Origin of the sequence: Mesorhizobium sp. M0522 (assembly GCF_040321085.1) — a bacterium.
In the GTDB taxonomy this organism is placed as follows: domain Bacteria; phylum Pseudomonadota; class Alphaproteobacteria; order Rhizobiales; family Rhizobiaceae; genus Mesorhizobium.
In genome coordinates this window covers 17,013-31,268 of the sequence record NZ_JAMYQW010000015.1, presented here as the reverse complement: position 1 = coordinate 31,268, position 14,256 = coordinate 17,013, and the positions used below count along the sequence as shown (strand labels likewise).

The 14,256-nt window shown below is 63.1% G+C and carries 15 protein-coding genes; 9 read left to right on the top strand and 6 right to left on the bottom strand.

From position 1 onward, the window contains the following. The gene (locus tag NKI58_RS17655; protein ID WP_352743909.1) at window positions 1–966 is read left to right on the top strand and encodes an ABC transporter permease; all 966 of its coding nucleotides are present in this window, start codon (window positions 1–3) and stop codon (window positions 964–966) included. A 68-nt stretch (window positions 967–1,034) separates the two neighbouring features. Here the strand turns inward: NKI58_RS17655 and NKI58_RS17650 are convergent, their stop codons facing one another. Together NKI58_RS17650 and NKI58_RS17645 are read right to left on the bottom strand one after the other, a co-directional pair. Continuing rightward, entirely contained in the window at window positions 1,035–1,871 is an 837-nt protein-coding gene (locus NKI58_RS17650) for an amidohydrolase family protein (protein ID WP_352743911.1), read from the bottom strand. 65 nt (window positions 1,872–1,936) lie between these two features. After that, entirely contained in the window at window positions 1,937–2,725 is a 789-nt protein-coding gene (locus NKI58_RS17645) for an IclR family transcriptional regulator (protein WP_352488516.1), read from the bottom strand. A 157-nt stretch (window positions 2,726–2,882) separates the two neighbouring features. Here NKI58_RS17645 and NKI58_RS17640 point away from each other — a divergent pair, with 157 nt between their 5' ends. From NKI58_RS17640 to NKI58_RS17605, 8 genes are all read left to right on the top strand, one after another. Then, the gene (locus tag NKI58_RS17640; RefSeq protein WP_352782128.1) at window positions 2,883–4,202 is read left to right on the top strand and encodes an ABC transporter substrate-binding protein; all 1,320 of its coding nucleotides are present in this window, start codon (window positions 2,883–2,885) and stop codon (window positions 4,200–4,202) included. Between the two features lie 142 nt (window positions 4,203–4,344). Then, complete coding sequence (locus NKI58_RS17635) at window positions 4,345–5,241, top strand: carbohydrate ABC transporter permease (RefSeq protein ID WP_352786779.1); 897 nt, start codon at window positions 4,345–4,347, stop codon at window positions 5,239–5,241. 2 nt (window positions 5,242–5,243) lie between these two features. Continuing rightward, window positions 5,244–6,110, top strand: a complete 867-nt coding sequence (locus NKI58_RS17630; protein WP_023676090.1) for a carbohydrate ABC transporter permease — start codon at window positions 5,244–5,246, stop codon at window positions 6,108–6,110. 1 nt (window position 6,111) lies between these two features. Then, window positions 6,112–7,209 (top strand): ABC transporter ATP-binding protein, encoded by a 1,098-nt coding sequence (locus NKI58_RS17625; protein WP_023676091.1) that lies wholly within the window; start codon window positions 6,112–6,114, stop codon window positions 7,207–7,209. 4 nt (window positions 7,210–7,213) lie between these two features. Beyond that, the gene (locus NKI58_RS17620) at window positions 7,214–8,326 is read left to right on the top strand and encodes a mandelate racemase/muconate lactonizing enzyme family protein (RefSeq protein ID WP_023676092.1); all 1,113 of its coding nucleotides are present in this window, start codon (window positions 7,214–7,216) and stop codon (window positions 8,324–8,326) included. Window positions 8,327–8,335: 9 nt separating this feature from the next. Continuing rightward, window positions 8,336–8,665: an L-rhamnose mutarotase gene (locus NKI58_RS17615; protein WP_023676093.1), complete on the top strand. Its 330-nt coding sequence runs from the start codon at window positions 8,336–8,338 to the stop codon at window positions 8,663–8,665. After that, complete coding sequence (locus NKI58_RS17610; protein ID WP_352782130.1) at window positions 8,658–9,734, top strand: Gfo/Idh/MocA family protein; 1,077 nt, start codon at window positions 8,658–8,660, stop codon at window positions 9,732–9,734. Before NKI58_RS17615 ends, NKI58_RS17610 begins: the two co-directional genes overlap by 8 nt. Before the next feature lies 1 nt (window position 9,735). After that, on the top strand, window positions 9,736–10,215 hold the full coding sequence (locus NKI58_RS17605) for a MaoC/PaaZ C-terminal domain-containing protein (RefSeq protein ID WP_023676095.1): 480 nt from the start codon (window positions 9,736–9,738) through the stop codon (window positions 10,213–10,215). A gap of 214 nt (window positions 10,216–10,429) precedes the next feature. Here the strand turns inward: NKI58_RS17605 and NKI58_RS17600 are convergent, their stop codons facing one another. Genes NKI58_RS17600 through NKI58_RS17585 form a run of 4 tightly spaced genes read right to left on the bottom strand, consistent with a single transcriptional unit; the run spans window position 10,430 to window position 14,256 of the window. Beyond that, on the bottom strand, window positions 10,430–11,386 hold the full coding sequence (locus NKI58_RS17600) for a C-terminal binding protein (protein ID WP_023676096.1): 957 nt from the start codon (window positions 11,384–11,386) through the stop codon (window positions 10,430–10,432). A gap of 12 nt (window positions 11,387–11,398) precedes the next feature. Continuing rightward, complete coding sequence (locus NKI58_RS17595) at window positions 11,399–12,157, bottom strand: HpcH/HpaI aldolase family protein (protein ID WP_023676097.1); 759 nt, start codon at window positions 12,155–12,157, stop codon at window positions 11,399–11,401. A 42-nt stretch (window positions 12,158–12,199) separates the two neighbouring features. Next, a complete protein-coding gene (locus NKI58_RS17590) occupies window positions 12,200–12,919 on the bottom strand; it encodes a hypothetical protein (RefSeq protein WP_352782133.1) in 720 nt (239 codons plus the stop codon). Window positions 12,920–12,945: 26 nt separating this feature from the next. Next, the gene (locus tag NKI58_RS17585; protein ID WP_352782135.1) at window positions 12,946–14,256 is read right to left on the bottom strand and encodes a TRAP transporter large permease; all 1,311 of its coding nucleotides are present in this window, start codon (window positions 14,254–14,256) and stop codon (window positions 12,946–12,948) included.

The window sequence follows — 14,256 nt, the reverse complement described above, 5'->3', positions numbered from 1 at the left end:
ATGCGCCAGACCTGGTTCCAATCCACCAATGCGCGTGTCGCCGGTGCCTTTGCCGTCGCTGTCGCCTTGCATCTCCTTGGCACCTTGCTCATCCCGGGCTACTCCCAGCCGTTCGCCATCCGGGCGCTGCTGGTGATCGCCTCGCTGCTGGCGGTGGCATCGATCGGCCAGACCCTCGTCGTAATCCTGGGCGGTATCGATCTGTCGATCCCCTTCATCATCGGCTTTGCCAATGTCGTTGCCGCACAGCTCTACGGCGTCGGCTGGAATTTTGCCCTTGTCTGCGCAGTCGTCGTCGCGCTCGCCATACTGATCGGGGCGCTGAACGGCCTGATCTCACGTGGGCTCGATATCCACCCGCTGATCGTCACGCTCGGCACTGGCATGATCGTGCAAGGTGCCGTCCTGTTGTGGACCGGTGGCTTTCCATCCGGATCGGCGCCTGCCGCGGTTTCCGCCTTCGTTTCGATCGGCGGTTCGGTCGGACCGCTGCCGGTGCCGGGGCTGGTGCCATGCGTCGCGGTGCTGACCTTGCTGGTGGCGCTGGTGCTGGCGCGCACGCCATACGGCCGCCGTCTCTACGCCCTAGGCAGCAATCCAGGTGCTGCGCCGCTGGCGCTGATCGATCCGGTCCGCATGTGGACCGTGACCTATGCCGCGAGCGCCTTCTTCGCCGCCGCGGCCGGCGTGCTGCTGCTCGGCTTCACCGGCTCTGCCTATGGCGATGTCGGCCAGCCCTATCTGTTCCAGACGATCGCGGCAGTGGTGGTCGGCGGCGCCGCCCTTGTCGGCGGCCGCGGCAGCTATTTCGGCACCATTGCCGGCGTGCTGGTGCTGACGGAGATCAACACGCTGCTGATCGGCCTCGGCTTCCGGCCCTCGACCGTGCAGGCGGCACTTGGCCTGGTCATCGTGCTCCTGGTTTCGCTCTACGGTCGCGAGCGGCACGTGTCGGCGACGATCTGAGGCCACCTATTCGTTTTAGCCGCATTTGTGCGACGCCATGTGATTCCATCACTTAGCTGCAAAATGCTCTACAAACTCCACAGCCGCTTGGCGTTGCCGGACAGCAGTTGCTGCCTTTCATCGGCGCTGGTGCCGGCGAGCAGCGCGTGCGTTGCCGCCACCCAGGTCGCAAGCCCGCCGCCAAGCGTGCAGACCGGCCAGTCGCTGCCCCACACAACGCGGTCCCAGCCGAAGCATTCGATGGTGTGCTCGACATAGGAACGCAGCGTTTCGACAGTCCAGGATCCGGCATCCGCATAGGCGACCACACCGGAAATTTTGCCGACGACGTTCGGGCGCCGCGCGATCTCCGCCATGTGCTCGCGCCAGGGGTGCTCGGCACCACCCTTGATGTCGGGCACGCCACAATGGTCGAGCACGAACTGCACATCCGGCGCGACGTCGGCGAGTGCAATCGCCTTGGGGATCTGGTGCGGCAGAACGACAAGGTCGAAGGTCAGGCCGCTGCCGGCAAGCCGCTTGATGTTTTCGCGAAACAGCGCGCCCTCCGAAAGCTCGTCCGGCATGACGTGCAGCACGCGGCGAAAGCCTTTGACGAAAGGATCGGCGCGCTGGCGCTCGAGATAGGCGGCAAAGCCGGGCTCTTCCGGACGGCAGGAGGCAATTGCCCCCCGCAGCAAGCTGGCCTTTTCCCGCGACAGCGCTTTGACACGGCTGGTTTCAGCCTCGATGTCGGCAGGATCGACATCGACCTCCATATGCAATGCGCCCTCGATGCCGGCACGGCGGGCCTGGACTGCATATTCGACGTAGGAGAAATCGCGGTTGAGCGCCGGCACGCCGGCCAGCCAGGGATAGCGCAGCGCGGACTGGTCGATCAGGTGCAGATGGGTGTCAAAGATCATGGCGGCGCTCCTCCCTGGCGACTTCGAGATCATCTCACGGAGAAATTCTTCATTCAAATAAGAATTCATCGCGATTGCTTGACGGTCGATCCCGCCAGTTGCGACAGCTTTTCGGTCGCTGCCAGCAGCAGCTCTATCGTCCTGGTGATGTCGGGCGCCTTGGGTGCGTTGACCAGGGTTATGTAGGGGATCGACAGTGCGGCGATGGCCTTGCCATCCGAGCCGAGAACGGGCGTCGACAGATTGAACACGCCGGCCGTCTGCATCGACGCCATCATCTCGTAGCCGCGTTCCCTGATCTGGTCGAGGCGGGCGAAGAATTCCGGCGATTGCGGCGGCTTGTCGGTACTGCGCAGATGTTCTGAGATCATCATCTGCCGCTCTTCCGGCGGGCGGAACGCCAGCAATACATGGCCGGACCCGGTGTCGAACAGGCTGATATGCGAGCCGACGCGGATGGAGATGCCCCAGTAATCCGGCGCCTCCTGCTGTGCGATCACCACCGCGGAACCGCGGTCGAAGACGACCAGCTGATTTGCCTGCTGTGTGGTTTCGGCCAGTTCGCGCATCAGCGGCGTCGCGTAGGAAGCCAGCCGGCGCACCGGCGCGTGCAGCTGCGCCAGGCCAAACAGCTTGAGCGTCAGCGAGTAACGGTCGCCATCCGGCCGCGTGACATAGCCGCGCCGCACCAGCCGATCCAGCATGCGATAGAACTCGTTCGGGCTGCGGTCGAGTTTCTTGGCGATTTCCGCCTGCGTCAGGCCGCCGTCGACGCCGGCCAGCAGCTCGAGAATGTCGAGCCCCTTGTCCAACGCCGGGGCTCGATAGCGCTCGTCTTCCTCGTCCTCTGCCATTGGGCTTCTCCAGTGAATTTCATATTTCATATACGCATAACGGTTGCTTCCGGAAGAACTTTCGGCTTGACGATCTTATAAATATTTTGTTTGTATATGAATGAACCTGCCGATCGACCTCACTACGCGATCGACGCAGACTCTTGGGAGGATACCAATGACGAAACTGTTTTGCGGCCTGTCGGCCGGCGTAACGCTGCTCGCACTTGGTGCGAGTGCTGCCCTTGCTGCCGACCTGCCCGGTAAATTCGACGGCGTCACCATCGACGCCAAGCTGATCGGCGGCCAGCAATATGAAGGGCTGTACGCGCGCATCGGCGAATGGGAAAAACTGACCGGCGCCAAGGTCAACGTGATCTCGAAGAAAAACCACTTCGAGCTCGACAAGGAGATCAAGTCGGACATCGCCTCCGGCAGCATCAACTGGTGCGTCGGGTCGAACCACTCGTCCTTCGCGCCGCAATATCCTGATATCTACACCGATCTCAACAAGCTGCTGCCGAAGGAGGAGATCGACGCCTTCGTGCCGTCGACGATCAAGGCCTCGACGCTCGAGGGCAAGCTGGTCATGCTGCCGCGCGCGCAGTTCGACGTCTCGGCGCTCTACTACCAGAAGAGCCTCTACCAGGATGAAGCCAAGAAGGCCGCCTACAAGGCCAAGTACGGCAAGGAACTGACACCGCCCGACACCTGGGACGAGGTCGCCCAGCAGGCGGAATTCTTCGCCAGCCCGCCCGATTTCTATGGTACCCAGTTCGCCGGCAAGGAAGAGGCGATCAACGGCCGCTTTTACGAGATGCTCATCGCCGACGGCGGCGAATACCTCGACAAGGATGACAAGCCGGCCTTCAACTCGGAAGCCGGCGTGCACGCGCTCGACTGGTTCGCCAATCTCTACAAGGCCAAGGCGGTGCCGGCCGGCACCACCAACTATCTGTGGGACGATCTCGGCCAAGGCTTTGCCTCGGGCACCGTCGCAATCAACCTCGACTGGCCGGGCTGGGCAGGCTTCTTCAACGATCCGAAGTCGTCGAAGGTCGCCGGCAATGTCGGCGTGAAGGTGGCGCCGAAGGGATCGGCCGGCATTCGCACCGGCTGGTCGGGGCACCACGGATTTTCGGTCACCGAAAACTGCGCCAGCAAGGAAGCCGCGGCATCGCTGGTCTGGTTCCTGACCAATGAGGACAGCCAGAAGCTCGAGGCGGCAAGCGGCCCACTGCCGACCCGCACGGCGGTGTGGGACTGGGACATCCAGCAGGCGGCCAACGATCCTTACAAGAAGGAAGTGCTGGCGGCTTTCCAGGAAGAGGCAAAGCACGCTTTTGCCGTGCCGCAGATACCTGAATGGATCGAAATCTCCAACGCCGTCTATCCCGAATTGCAGGCCGCCATCCTTGGCGACAAGACCTCCAAGCAGGCGCTGGACGACGCTGCCGCCAAGGCCACGCAAATCCTCGAGGACGCCGGCAAGCTTTGACCATTCTCCCAAGGGGGCGCCGCGCTCATCGAAGAGCGGCGTCCCCGAACTTTTTACGAACCATGCGCAACACGCTTTGTCTTGATCCCAGCTCGCCGATGGCGGCCTTCGGTGTCCGGGCACCAACCAGAACCGGATCGCCATGAAAGGCTGGAGACCTTCGCCGCCATTGCTGCTCCTGCTGCCGGCGGTGATCGTTCTGGCGGCGGTGGTGGTGGTGCCGCTGCTGCTTTCGCTCTATTCCAGCTTCACGCCGTTCCGGCTGACCAGGCCGGAGACGTTCTGGGTCTTCATCGGCGCGCGCAACTACGTCACCATCCTGACCAGCCGCGCTTTCTGGGTCGCCTTTGCCCGCACCGTGGTGCTGCTGACGGTGGCGCTCAACCTGGAAATGCTGATCGGGCTCGGGCTGGCCCTGCTGGTGGAGAAGGCATCGCGCGGCCAGCGGATCCTGCGCACCATCATGATGTTTCCGATGATGTTTTCGTCGATCCTCGTCGGCTTCCAGTTCAAATTCATGTTCAATGACAATATCGGCCTGGTGAACAATGCCCTGCAGGGGCTCGGCCTGACCGATCGCGCCATCCCGTGGCTGATCGACGGCAATCTCGCCTTCATCGCCATCCTGATCGCCGAGATCTGGTCGTCGACCTCGGTGTTCGCGATCCTGATCCTGGCCGGGCTGCTGGCGATGCCGCGCGAACCGGTCGAGGCGGCCCGCGTCGACGGCTGCACGCCGTGGCAGACATTCCGCTATGTCACCTGGCCGTTCATCATGCCGTTTGCCTTTATCGCCATGACCATCCGCTCACTCGACGTCGCGCGCGCCTATGACATCGTAAAGATCATGACCGACGGCGGCCCCGCCGGCCGCACCGAACTGGTCTGGACGCTGGTCGCCCGCACCGCCTACAGCGACGCCAGGATGGGAATGGCCAATGCCATGGCCTATTTCTCGATCCTGCTGTCGATCCTGTTCACCGTCTATTTCTACCGCAAGCTCGCCGCAGCGCGCACGCAGATCGCGGCGGAGTGGTGAGGATGGACCAGAACAGCCTGCATCGCGTCGGCAACAAAGCGCTCGGAATCGTTCACGGCATCGGACTGTTCCTGGCCATGCTGGTCATCTGCCTGCCCGGCATCTGGATCGTGCTGTCTTCGCTGCGGCCGACCGTCGAAATCATGGCCAAGCCGCCGGTGTGGATCCCGCAGCAACTCTCGCTCGACGCCTACGTCGCCATGTTCAGCGGCGTCGGCCAGGGCGGCATTCCGGTGCTCGATTACTTCCGCAATTCGCTGATCATCTCGGTGACCTCGACGGTGATCGCCATCGTCATCGGCATGGCCGGCGGCTACGCCTTTGCGCGCTACCGCTTTCGCGCCAAGTCGGCGATGTTCCTCGGCCTGATGCTGACGCGCACGGTGCCCGGCATCGCGCTGTCGCTGCCGCTGTTCTTTGTCTTTGCGCGGCTCGGCATCATCGACACGCATTTCGGGCTGATCCTGGTCTATGTCGCGCTCAACGTGCCGTTCACCGTCTGGCTGATCGACGGCTTTTTCCGCCAGGTGCCGAAAGATCTCGCCGAAGCCGCGCAGATCGACGGCTGCACGCGCTGGCAGGCCTTCTGGCAGGTCGAGTTTCCACTCGCCGGGCCCGGCATCGCCTCGGCCGGCATCTTTGCCTTCCTCACCTCCTGGAACGAGTTCGCGCTCGCCTCGCAGCTGACGCGCTCGATCAACTCCAAGACCCTGCCGGTCGGCCTGCTCGACTATACGGCCGAATTCACCATCGACTGGCGCGGCATGTGCGCGCTCGCCGTGGTCATGGTCATACCGGCGCTCACGCTTACCTTCATCGTCCAGAAACACCTCGTCGGCGGCCTCACTTCCGGCGCGGTGAAAGGCTGACATGGCAACCGTATCGCTCAAGAACCTCACCAAAAGCTACGGCCCGGTGGCGGTGGTGCACGGCATCGACCTCGAGGTCGCCGACCGCGAGTTCATCGCGCTGGTCGGGCCGTCCGGTTGCGGCAAGTCGACAACCCTGCGCATGATCGCCGGCCTCGAGGCGATCAGCGACGGGATCATCGAGATCGGCGGCCGCATGGTCAACGACCTGCCGCCGCGCTCGCGCAACATCTCGATGGTGTTCCAGTCCTATGCGCTCTATCCGCATATGACCGTGCGCGAAAACCTCGGCTTCTCGCTCAAGATAGCCGGCGCCGCGAAGGAAGAAATGGACCGTCGCGTCGCCGAAGCGTCCGGCATTCTCGGCCTCGACCAATTGCTCGACCGCCGGCCGTCGCAGCTGTCCGGCGGACAGCGCCAGCGCGTCGCCATGGGCCGCGCCATCGTGCGCGATCCCGACGTCTTCCTGTTCGACGAGCCGCTTTCCAATCTCGACGCCAAGCTTCGGACGCAGATGCGCACCGAGATCAAGAAACTGCATGCCAAGGTCCGGTCGACGGTGATCTACGTCACCCATGACCAGGTCGAAGCGATGACATTGGCGGACCGTATCGTCATCATGCGTGACGGTTTCATCGAGCAGGTCGGCACACCCGACGAGGTCTTCCGCCGGCCGCAGACACGCTTCGTCGCCGGCTTCATCGGCTCGCCGCCGATGAACCTGCATGAGGCGGTTGTCGACGACGGACAGTTGCTGTTCGCCAGCGGCGAGAGATTGCCTCTGCCCAGCCAGTTCAAGGCCAATGTCGGAACCGGCGACAAAGTCGTGTTCGGCCTCAGGCCCGACGACATCTATCCGACCGGGCATGGCATCAGCTCCGGCGAAGACGTCGACGTCCACCAGGTGGAGTTGCCGGTGACCGTCACCGAGCCGCTCGGCAACGAGACGCTGGTGTTCGCCGAATTCAACGGCAGCGACTGGGTATCGCGGATGCTCAATCCAAAGCCGCTGAAAGCCGGCGACCGGGTCAAGATGAGCCTGGACCTGTCGCAGGCCCATCTGTTTTCCGCCGAAACAGGCAGGACATTGCGAGGTTAAAATCATGGCAAAGATCGAGAAAATCGAACTGCGGATGGTCGACCTGGTGCCGAAGGTCAAGCGCACCGATGCCATCCAGAGTTTTGTCAGCCAGGAAACACCGATCGTCACCATCACCGACGCCGACGGCGCGGTCGGCACCGGCTACAGCTATACGATCGGCACGGGCGGCTCTTCGGTGATGCGGCTGCTGGCCGACCACCTTGCGCCGCGGCTGATCGGCCGCGATGCCGACATGATCGAGGCGATCTGGCACGAGCTGGAGTTCGCCACCCATGCCACGACGATCGGCGCGATCACGGCAATCGCGCTGGCGGCCATCGACACTGCCCTTTGGGACCTGCGGGCCAAGAAACAGAGGCTGCCGCTGTGGAAGCTGGCCGGCGGCGCCAAGGACCGCTGCCCGCTCTACACGACCGAAGGCGGTTGGCTGCATATCGAAACCGAGGCGCTGGTCGCGGATGCGCTGGCCGCCAAGGGCAAGGGCTTTCGCGGCTCGAAGGTCAAGATCGGCAAGCCGCACGGCTCCGAGGATCTTGTCCGGCTGACGGCGGTGCGCCGGGCGGTTGGAGACTCCTACGAAATCATGACCGACTGCAACCAGGGCTTCTCGGTCGACGAGGCAGTCCGCCGGGCCGAGCGCTTGCGTGAACTCGATCTCGCCTGGATCGAGGAACCGTTGCCGGCCGACGACATAGACGGCCATATCCGCCTGTCGAATGCGACGTCGACGCCGATCGCCGTCGGCGAGTCGCTCTACTCGATCCGGCATTTCCGCGAATATATGCAGAAGGGCGCGTGCTCGATCGTGCAGGTCGATGTCGGCCGCATCGGCGGCATCACGCCGTGGCTGAAGGTGGCGCATGCAGCCGAGGCGTTCGACATACCGGTCTGCCCGCATTTCCTGATGGAACTGCATGTCAGCCTGACATGCGCCGTTCAGAACGGCAGATATGTCGAGTATATTCCCCAGCTCGACCAGCTGACCGGCAAGAAAATGCGTATCGAGGACGGGCACGCATTGGCACCGGACGAACCCGGCATCGGCATCGACTGGGACTGGGATGCGATCAAGGCGAAGAGCATCGCGGAATTCACCATGGCGATAGAAAAATAGGAGGCGGACATGCAGCGAATGGGAATGGTGCTCGGCCTCAAGCCGGAGAAAGTCGCCGAGTATGTGCGGCTTCACGCTGCTGTGTGGCCGGACGTCCTCAAGATGATTTCCGCCTGCAACATCAAGAATTATTCGATTTATCTGAGGGAGCCGGAGCACCTTTTGTTCAGCACCTTCGAGTACCACGGCACCGACTATGCCGCCGACATGGCGAAGATGGCCGCCGATCCCACGACGCAGGAATGGTGGGCGCTCTGCATGCCGTGCCAGGAGCCGCTGCCGACCCGCAAGGAGGGCGAGTGGTGGGCGTCGATGGACGAAGTCTTCCATTATGACTGATGACATTTTCGATCCTGCCTCGCTCTCCCAGGCCTGGGCACAGCCGTCAAAGCCCAGGCCGATCGTGATCTTCGGCGCCGGCTCGATCGTCGGCGATGCGCATTTCCCGGCCTATGGGAAAGCCGGTTTCCCGGTTGCCGGGCTTTTCGACCCCGACCTGGCCAAGGCGGAAGGACTGGCGCAGAAATGGGGCGTCACCGCTTACCGGTCGGTCGAGGAAGCTGCGTCAATCAAGGACGCCGTCTTCGATCTGGCGACGCCGCCGGCCTATCATGCCGGGGTGCTCAGGGCGCTGCCCGATGGTGCGGTGGCGCTGATCCAGAAGCCGATGGGCAGCAATCTCATCGAGGCGACCGACATCCTCGAAATCTGCCGCTCCAAAGGCCTGAAGGCGGCGGTGAATTTCCAGCTGCGCTTCGCGCCGATGATGCTGGCGCTCAGGGATGCGATCGCCAAGGGCTGGCTCGGCGACGTGGTCGATTTCGACGCATGGCTGGCGCTGGCGACACCCTGGCAGCTCTGGGAATTCCTGTTGCAGGCGCCGCGCGTCGAGATCACCATGCATTCCATCCATTATCTCGACCTGATCCGGCAATTGCTCGGCGACCCCAAGGGGGTTCATGCCAAGACACTCGGCCACCCCGGCCATAAGGTTGCGCAAACGCGCACCAGCGCGATCCTCGACTATGGCGACACCGTGCGCTGTGCACTGTCGATCAATCACGATCACAAATTCGGTCGAAAACATCAGGCCTGCGAATTCCGCATCTGCGGCACCGAAGGCGCCGCTTACCTCAAACTGGGCGTCAACCTCGACTATCCGCGCGGCGAGCCGGACATTCTCGAAATCTACCCCAAAGGCGGCACGGACTGGGTTGCGGTTCCACTCGTCGGCGCATGGTTTCCGGACGCCTTTGCCGGCCGCATGGCCAATGTCCAGCGCTACGCGTCGGGCGAGGACGCCGAGCTTGTCAGTTCCGTCGAAGACGGCTGGAACACGATGGCGCTGGTCGAAGCCGCCTACCGATCGAGCGCGGCGCCGGCAACACCGATCGCGGCGAGGCCCTGACATGGAGCAGACTGTCTATTTCGAGGACTACCGGATCGGCTCGTCGCGCATGACCAGCGGGCGCACCATCACCGAGACCGATTTCGTCGTCCATGCCGGCCATACCGGCGATTTCTTTCCCCACCACATGGACGCCGAGTTCATGAAGACGACGCCGTTCGGCCAGCGCATCGCCCACGGCACGCTGGTGTTTTCGGTCGGCGTCGGGCTGACGGCCAGCGTCGTCAACCCGGTTGCCTTCTCCTATGGCTACGACCGGCTGCGCTTCATCAAGCCGGTGTTCATCGGCGATACGATCAGGACCCGCACCACCATCTCGGCTAGGGAAGACGACCCGAAGCGACCCGATTCAGGCCGGGTCGTCGAGCGCTGCGAGGTGATCAACCAGCATGGCGACGTGGTGCTGGTCGCCGATCACATCTACATCGTCGAGCGTCGCGACAAGCCGAGCAGAGCCTCGACGGATGGCGCTGAAACCTAAAGACAAAAAAACCGCCTTGCGGCGGGTCCTCGGTGCGAATCAGCACCATACGCAAATTAGTAGCATAGCTGCCGGCACAAAGCAAGAACAAAATGTGGCAAACCGGACAACCGCGACAGGTTGCGCTGCCCCTTATCGCCCTGCGAACGCCGACTTGCAGGACTTGGGTTCCGCGGAGCAGGCGGATAGAGGTGGTGCAGACATCGGGAATTGGTCATATCCGGTTGACCGGATATACCGGCTTGCCGCCGCGCAGGACCGATGCGACATCGGCAAACACCTTGTTGCGAACCTCCGCGTAAGACTGGGTCGAGTAGTGCGCCGCGTGTGGACTGACCAGGACGGTGTCCAGCGCCAGCAGCGGATTGTCGGGCGAAGGCGGCTCCCGCTCGAACGTGTCGATGCCGGCGCCTGCCAGATGGCTGCGCCGGATCGCGTCCGCCAATGCGACCTCGTCGACCAGGCCGCCGCGGGCCACGTTGATGAGTATCGCCCCTTCCTTCATCCGCGACAGGGCTTGCGCCGACATGATGTTTCTGGTCTCCGGTGTCGCTGGAACGTGCAGCGAGACGATATCGGCCCTGGCCAGCAGATCGTCGAAGCCGACCGGTTCGGCACCACTGGCCGCGATGCGCTCGGCCGGCATATGCGGGTCGTAGGCGATGATGTGGTAGCCGAAGACCCGCGCCCGCTCGGCAGTCAGCCGCCCGATCTGGCCGAAGCCGATCAGGCCGAGGATCTGCCTGTCGGGCCGCGTGATGCCGGCGCCGTCGGTCATTGCAGCCCAGCGGCCGGCGCGCACCGCGCTGTCGAACTGTTTCAGCCTGCGCGTCAAGGCCAGGATCAGGGCTATGGCGTGGGTGCTGACTTCAACCAGATTGGCGTCCGGCACGTAGGTTACCTGAACACCGGCACGGCTGGCGGCCTCGACGTCGATCGAATCGAGCCCTACGCCGAACCGCCCGATGACCTTGAGCCTCTTCAGTTCCGCCAAAACGCGAGCCGTGATCGGCTCCCGCAATACCATCAATGCGTCGGCGTCGCGGCAGTGTTCGATCAGGGCATCTTCCGTGAGCAGCGTCTTTTCGACAAACTCGGCGCTCAAGCCGTCGAGGTAGCGCAGCTGCTCTTCCTCGACTGACAACACGCCGTCGGTCTTGATGATCTTCATGGCAAACTCTTGCTATGAGGCGCTGCGCGCCGAGGCGACGCCGGCGGCAAGGCCGGCCCCGAGAAACATCGTATCGCTGGCCAGCATGTAGAAGCTGATGCCGTGCCGCGACCATTTGCCGACATCATCCGCCGAAGGGCGAAAGATGCCGACGGCCTTGCGCGCCGTGCGCGCCGCGGCCGCGATCCTCATAATCGCGGCATTGAGCTTGTCCTGGCCGGCCGGCCCCATCGCGTCGATCGAGACCGACAGGTCGCCGGGGCCAATGAAGACCACGTCGACGCCGTCGACCTGGACGATGTCGTCGATGTTGGCGAGCCCTTCGGCCGTCTCGACCTGGATGGCGACCGTCAGGACCTCGTTGGCCGATTTGAGGTAGTCCGGAATCCTGTAGCCATAACCGGCGGCGCGGCCCGGGCCGACACCGCGGGCGCCGACCGGCGGGTACCGGCAGGCCATGACCGCCATGCGCGCTTGCTCGGCCGTGGAGACGCGGGGTACCAGGACACCCGACGCGCCGGCGTCGAGCGCGGCCGCCATCCACTCCGGCGTGTGGCCGGGAACGCGCACCATCGCGGGAATCCTGTGGACATCGGCGGCGCGGATCAGATCCTCGAGCCGTTCGCGGCCGATCTGCGAATGCTCCCAGTCGATGCACAGGAAATCGACCCCGCTGGCGGCGGCCACTTCGACCGCCACAGGGTGCGGGATGGCACAGAAGGTACCGATGAGGCGATCGAGAGAGACACATTTCTTGCGAAAGTCGTACATGAAATCTCCAGAAATTTTCGGCGTCGGCGAAAACTGTTCGCGCTAGGTTGCGGTGGTCCGCGACAAAGGAGGCATGGCTTCCGTCGACATCGGGAAATGCCGGCTGCCGCCTGAAAACGGCGGGAAGGTCTTGTAGTCGGCGCGCATCTCCAGCCGCGCCGGCGATTGCAGTGCGTGCGTCAACGCCGCTGGGCTGTCGAACATGACGCGATTGCGCTGCATATGGTCGACCCGCGGCCAGGGCAGCGAACCGCACCAATCCAGTCGCGACAGAACCTCGATGTGGCGAATGCCGGGAAAGCCCCGCATCAATTGCGGATGATGCGTCACATAGTGGTAGAGCCAGGCATTCATGTCTTCGGCCGGCCCGGGATAGTGGACAAGATAGCTGCAGGGGAGCCCGGACGTCTTGACGCCAGCGTCGTCGACGGGAAACGGACGCACGCACATTGCCTGTTGCGTCGGCCTCGAACCGGCGATGCTCGACAGCATACCAGGTGCGGCAAGCGCCTGCAGATGGCCGGACGGCGCCAGCGCCGCCTCCATGTCCGCCAGTTCGTCGAAATAGAGCTGGAAGCCAAAGACCGGCGGTGGACCATCGTTGTTGAACATGTCCGTCGCCACTTCGGGTAGATAGATGTTTGCAAGCGCAAGACCCGGCGTTGAAGCAATCACACGCCGCACGGCGTCAACATCTTCGCCGGCGATGGCCAAATTTGCCTCGCGGTCATCATGAAAGAAAGCAAGATAGGCAAAGCGCATGTGGACACCTGCTGGATCGAGTTCGACTAGATCAAATTCGGAAGAAAGAGAGCGATCTGCGGAAAGAGGACAATCAGCAGGATCAGCAGAAGCGTCAGCGCGATGTACGGCGCCGCAGCCATGGCAACCGTCTTGAGCGATGTGCCTTTCGGCGCAACGCCGATCATGATGAACAGCAGCAGACCAAACGGCGGCGTGGTGAAGCCGACCTCGTAGGCGAGCAGCAGGATCAGCCCGAACCATACCGGCTCGTAGCCGAATTGCTGGGCGATCGGCAGGAAGATCGGCAGCGTGATCAGCATCATCGAGACCTGATCCATGAACATGCCGAGCAGCAGGATGACGAGCACCATCATGAGCAGCATGGGATACGGTCCAAGATCGTAGCCCACGATGAACTGGATAAAGCCGTTGGAGGCGCCGGAGAAGGCGAATATCTGCGAGAACGTCGTCGAAGCCGAGATGATCAGGAAGGTCATGCCGGTGACCTTCATCGCATCGTCCAGCGACTTCCAGACAACCGACCAGCTGAACCGTCGGTAGACAAACAACAAGGCGAAGACGGCGGCACAGCCGAGTCCGGCCGATTCCGTCGGCGTCGCTATCCCAAGGATGATCGTGCCGACCACCATGAACACGATGACGCTCATCGGAATGATGTTGACGGCGACCGCCCTCACCTTCTCGGCCGCGGGAACGGCGGGTACCGGATAGTGCGGAGCGGCGTCCGGATCGATCTTCGTCTGCGCGAAGATCAGGGCCGCGTACATGACAACGAGCAGCAGTCCAGGCAGAGCCCCCGCTATGAGCAGCGCGCCGACGTCGATCTGGGCAAGCGAGCCGAGCAAGACGGCCAGCGAGGATGGCGGGATGATGACGGCAAGGCTTCCGGCGCCAAGCACCGGGCCGTAGGCCATATGCGGCTTGTAGCCTCGCTTCAGCATCTCGGGCACCATCAGCGAGCCCATCATGCCGGTATTGGCGAGGCTGGAACCTGACAGCGCGGAAAAGATCGTGCCGGCGGCGAGGACGACATAGGCGAGGCGTCCGCGCAGATTGCCGATGCACAGGTCGAGCGCATAGATGACTTTCTCGCCGAGGCCGGAGCGGAAGAACAGGCTGCCCATGACGAGAAACATCGGCAGCGGGGCAAGCGCATAGGTCGAGACAGCGTCGGAGAAGTTGGCGACCATCTGCGTCACGCCGATCGAACCGCCGAAGAACATGTACAGCCCGATCACATTGGTGACGAAGAATGCGAAGGCGACCGGCAGCCCAAGGCCCATCAAGACAAGGATGGTGCCAACGAGCACAGCGAATGGAAACAGCCAGGCCAC

Coding starts and splice junctions, on each gene's coding strand:
- NKI58_RS17655 (WP_352743909.1), top strand. CDS start 1: ATGCGCCAGACCTGGTTCCAATCCACCAATGCGCGTGTCGCCGGTGCC.
- NKI58_RS17650 (WP_352743911.1), bottom strand. CDS start 1,871: ATGATCTTTGACACCCATCTGCACCTGATCGACCAGTCCGCGCTGCGC.
- NKI58_RS17645 (WP_352488516.1), bottom strand. CDS start 2,725: ATGGCAGAGGACGAGGAAGACGAGCGCTATCGAGCCCCGGCGTTGGAC.
- NKI58_RS17640 (WP_352782128.1), top strand. CDS start 2,883: ATGACGAAACTGTTTTGCGGCCTGTCGGCCGGCGTAACGCTGCTCGCA.
- NKI58_RS17635 (WP_352786779.1), top strand. CDS start 4,345: ATGAAAGGCTGGAGACCTTCGCCGCCATTGCTGCTCCTGCTGCCGGCG.
- NKI58_RS17630 (WP_023676090.1), top strand. CDS start 5,244: ATGGACCAGAACAGCCTGCATCGCGTCGGCAACAAAGCGCTCGGAATC.
- NKI58_RS17625 (WP_023676091.1), top strand. CDS start 6,112: ATGGCAACCGTATCGCTCAAGAACCTCACCAAAAGCTACGGCCCGGTG.
- NKI58_RS17620 (WP_023676092.1), top strand. CDS start 7,214: ATGGCAAAGATCGAGAAAATCGAACTGCGGATGGTCGACCTGGTGCCG.
- NKI58_RS17615 (WP_023676093.1), top strand. CDS start 8,336: ATGCAGCGAATGGGAATGGTGCTCGGCCTCAAGCCGGAGAAAGTCGCC.
- NKI58_RS17610 (WP_352782130.1), top strand. CDS start 8,658: ATGACTGATGACATTTTCGATCCTGCCTCGCTCTCCCAGGCCTGGGCA.
- NKI58_RS17605 (WP_023676095.1), top strand. CDS start 9,736: ATGGAGCAGACTGTCTATTTCGAGGACTACCGGATCGGCTCGTCGCGC.
- NKI58_RS17600 (WP_023676096.1), bottom strand. CDS start 11,386: ATGAAGATCATCAAGACCGACGGCGTGTTGTCAGTCGAGGAAGAGCAG.
- NKI58_RS17595 (WP_023676097.1), bottom strand. CDS start 12,157: ATGTACGACTTTCGCAAGAAATGTGTCTCTCTCGATCGCCTCATCGGT.
- NKI58_RS17590 (WP_352782133.1), bottom strand. CDS start 12,919: ATGCGCTTTGCCTATCTTGCTTTCTTTCATGATGACCGCGAGGCAAAT.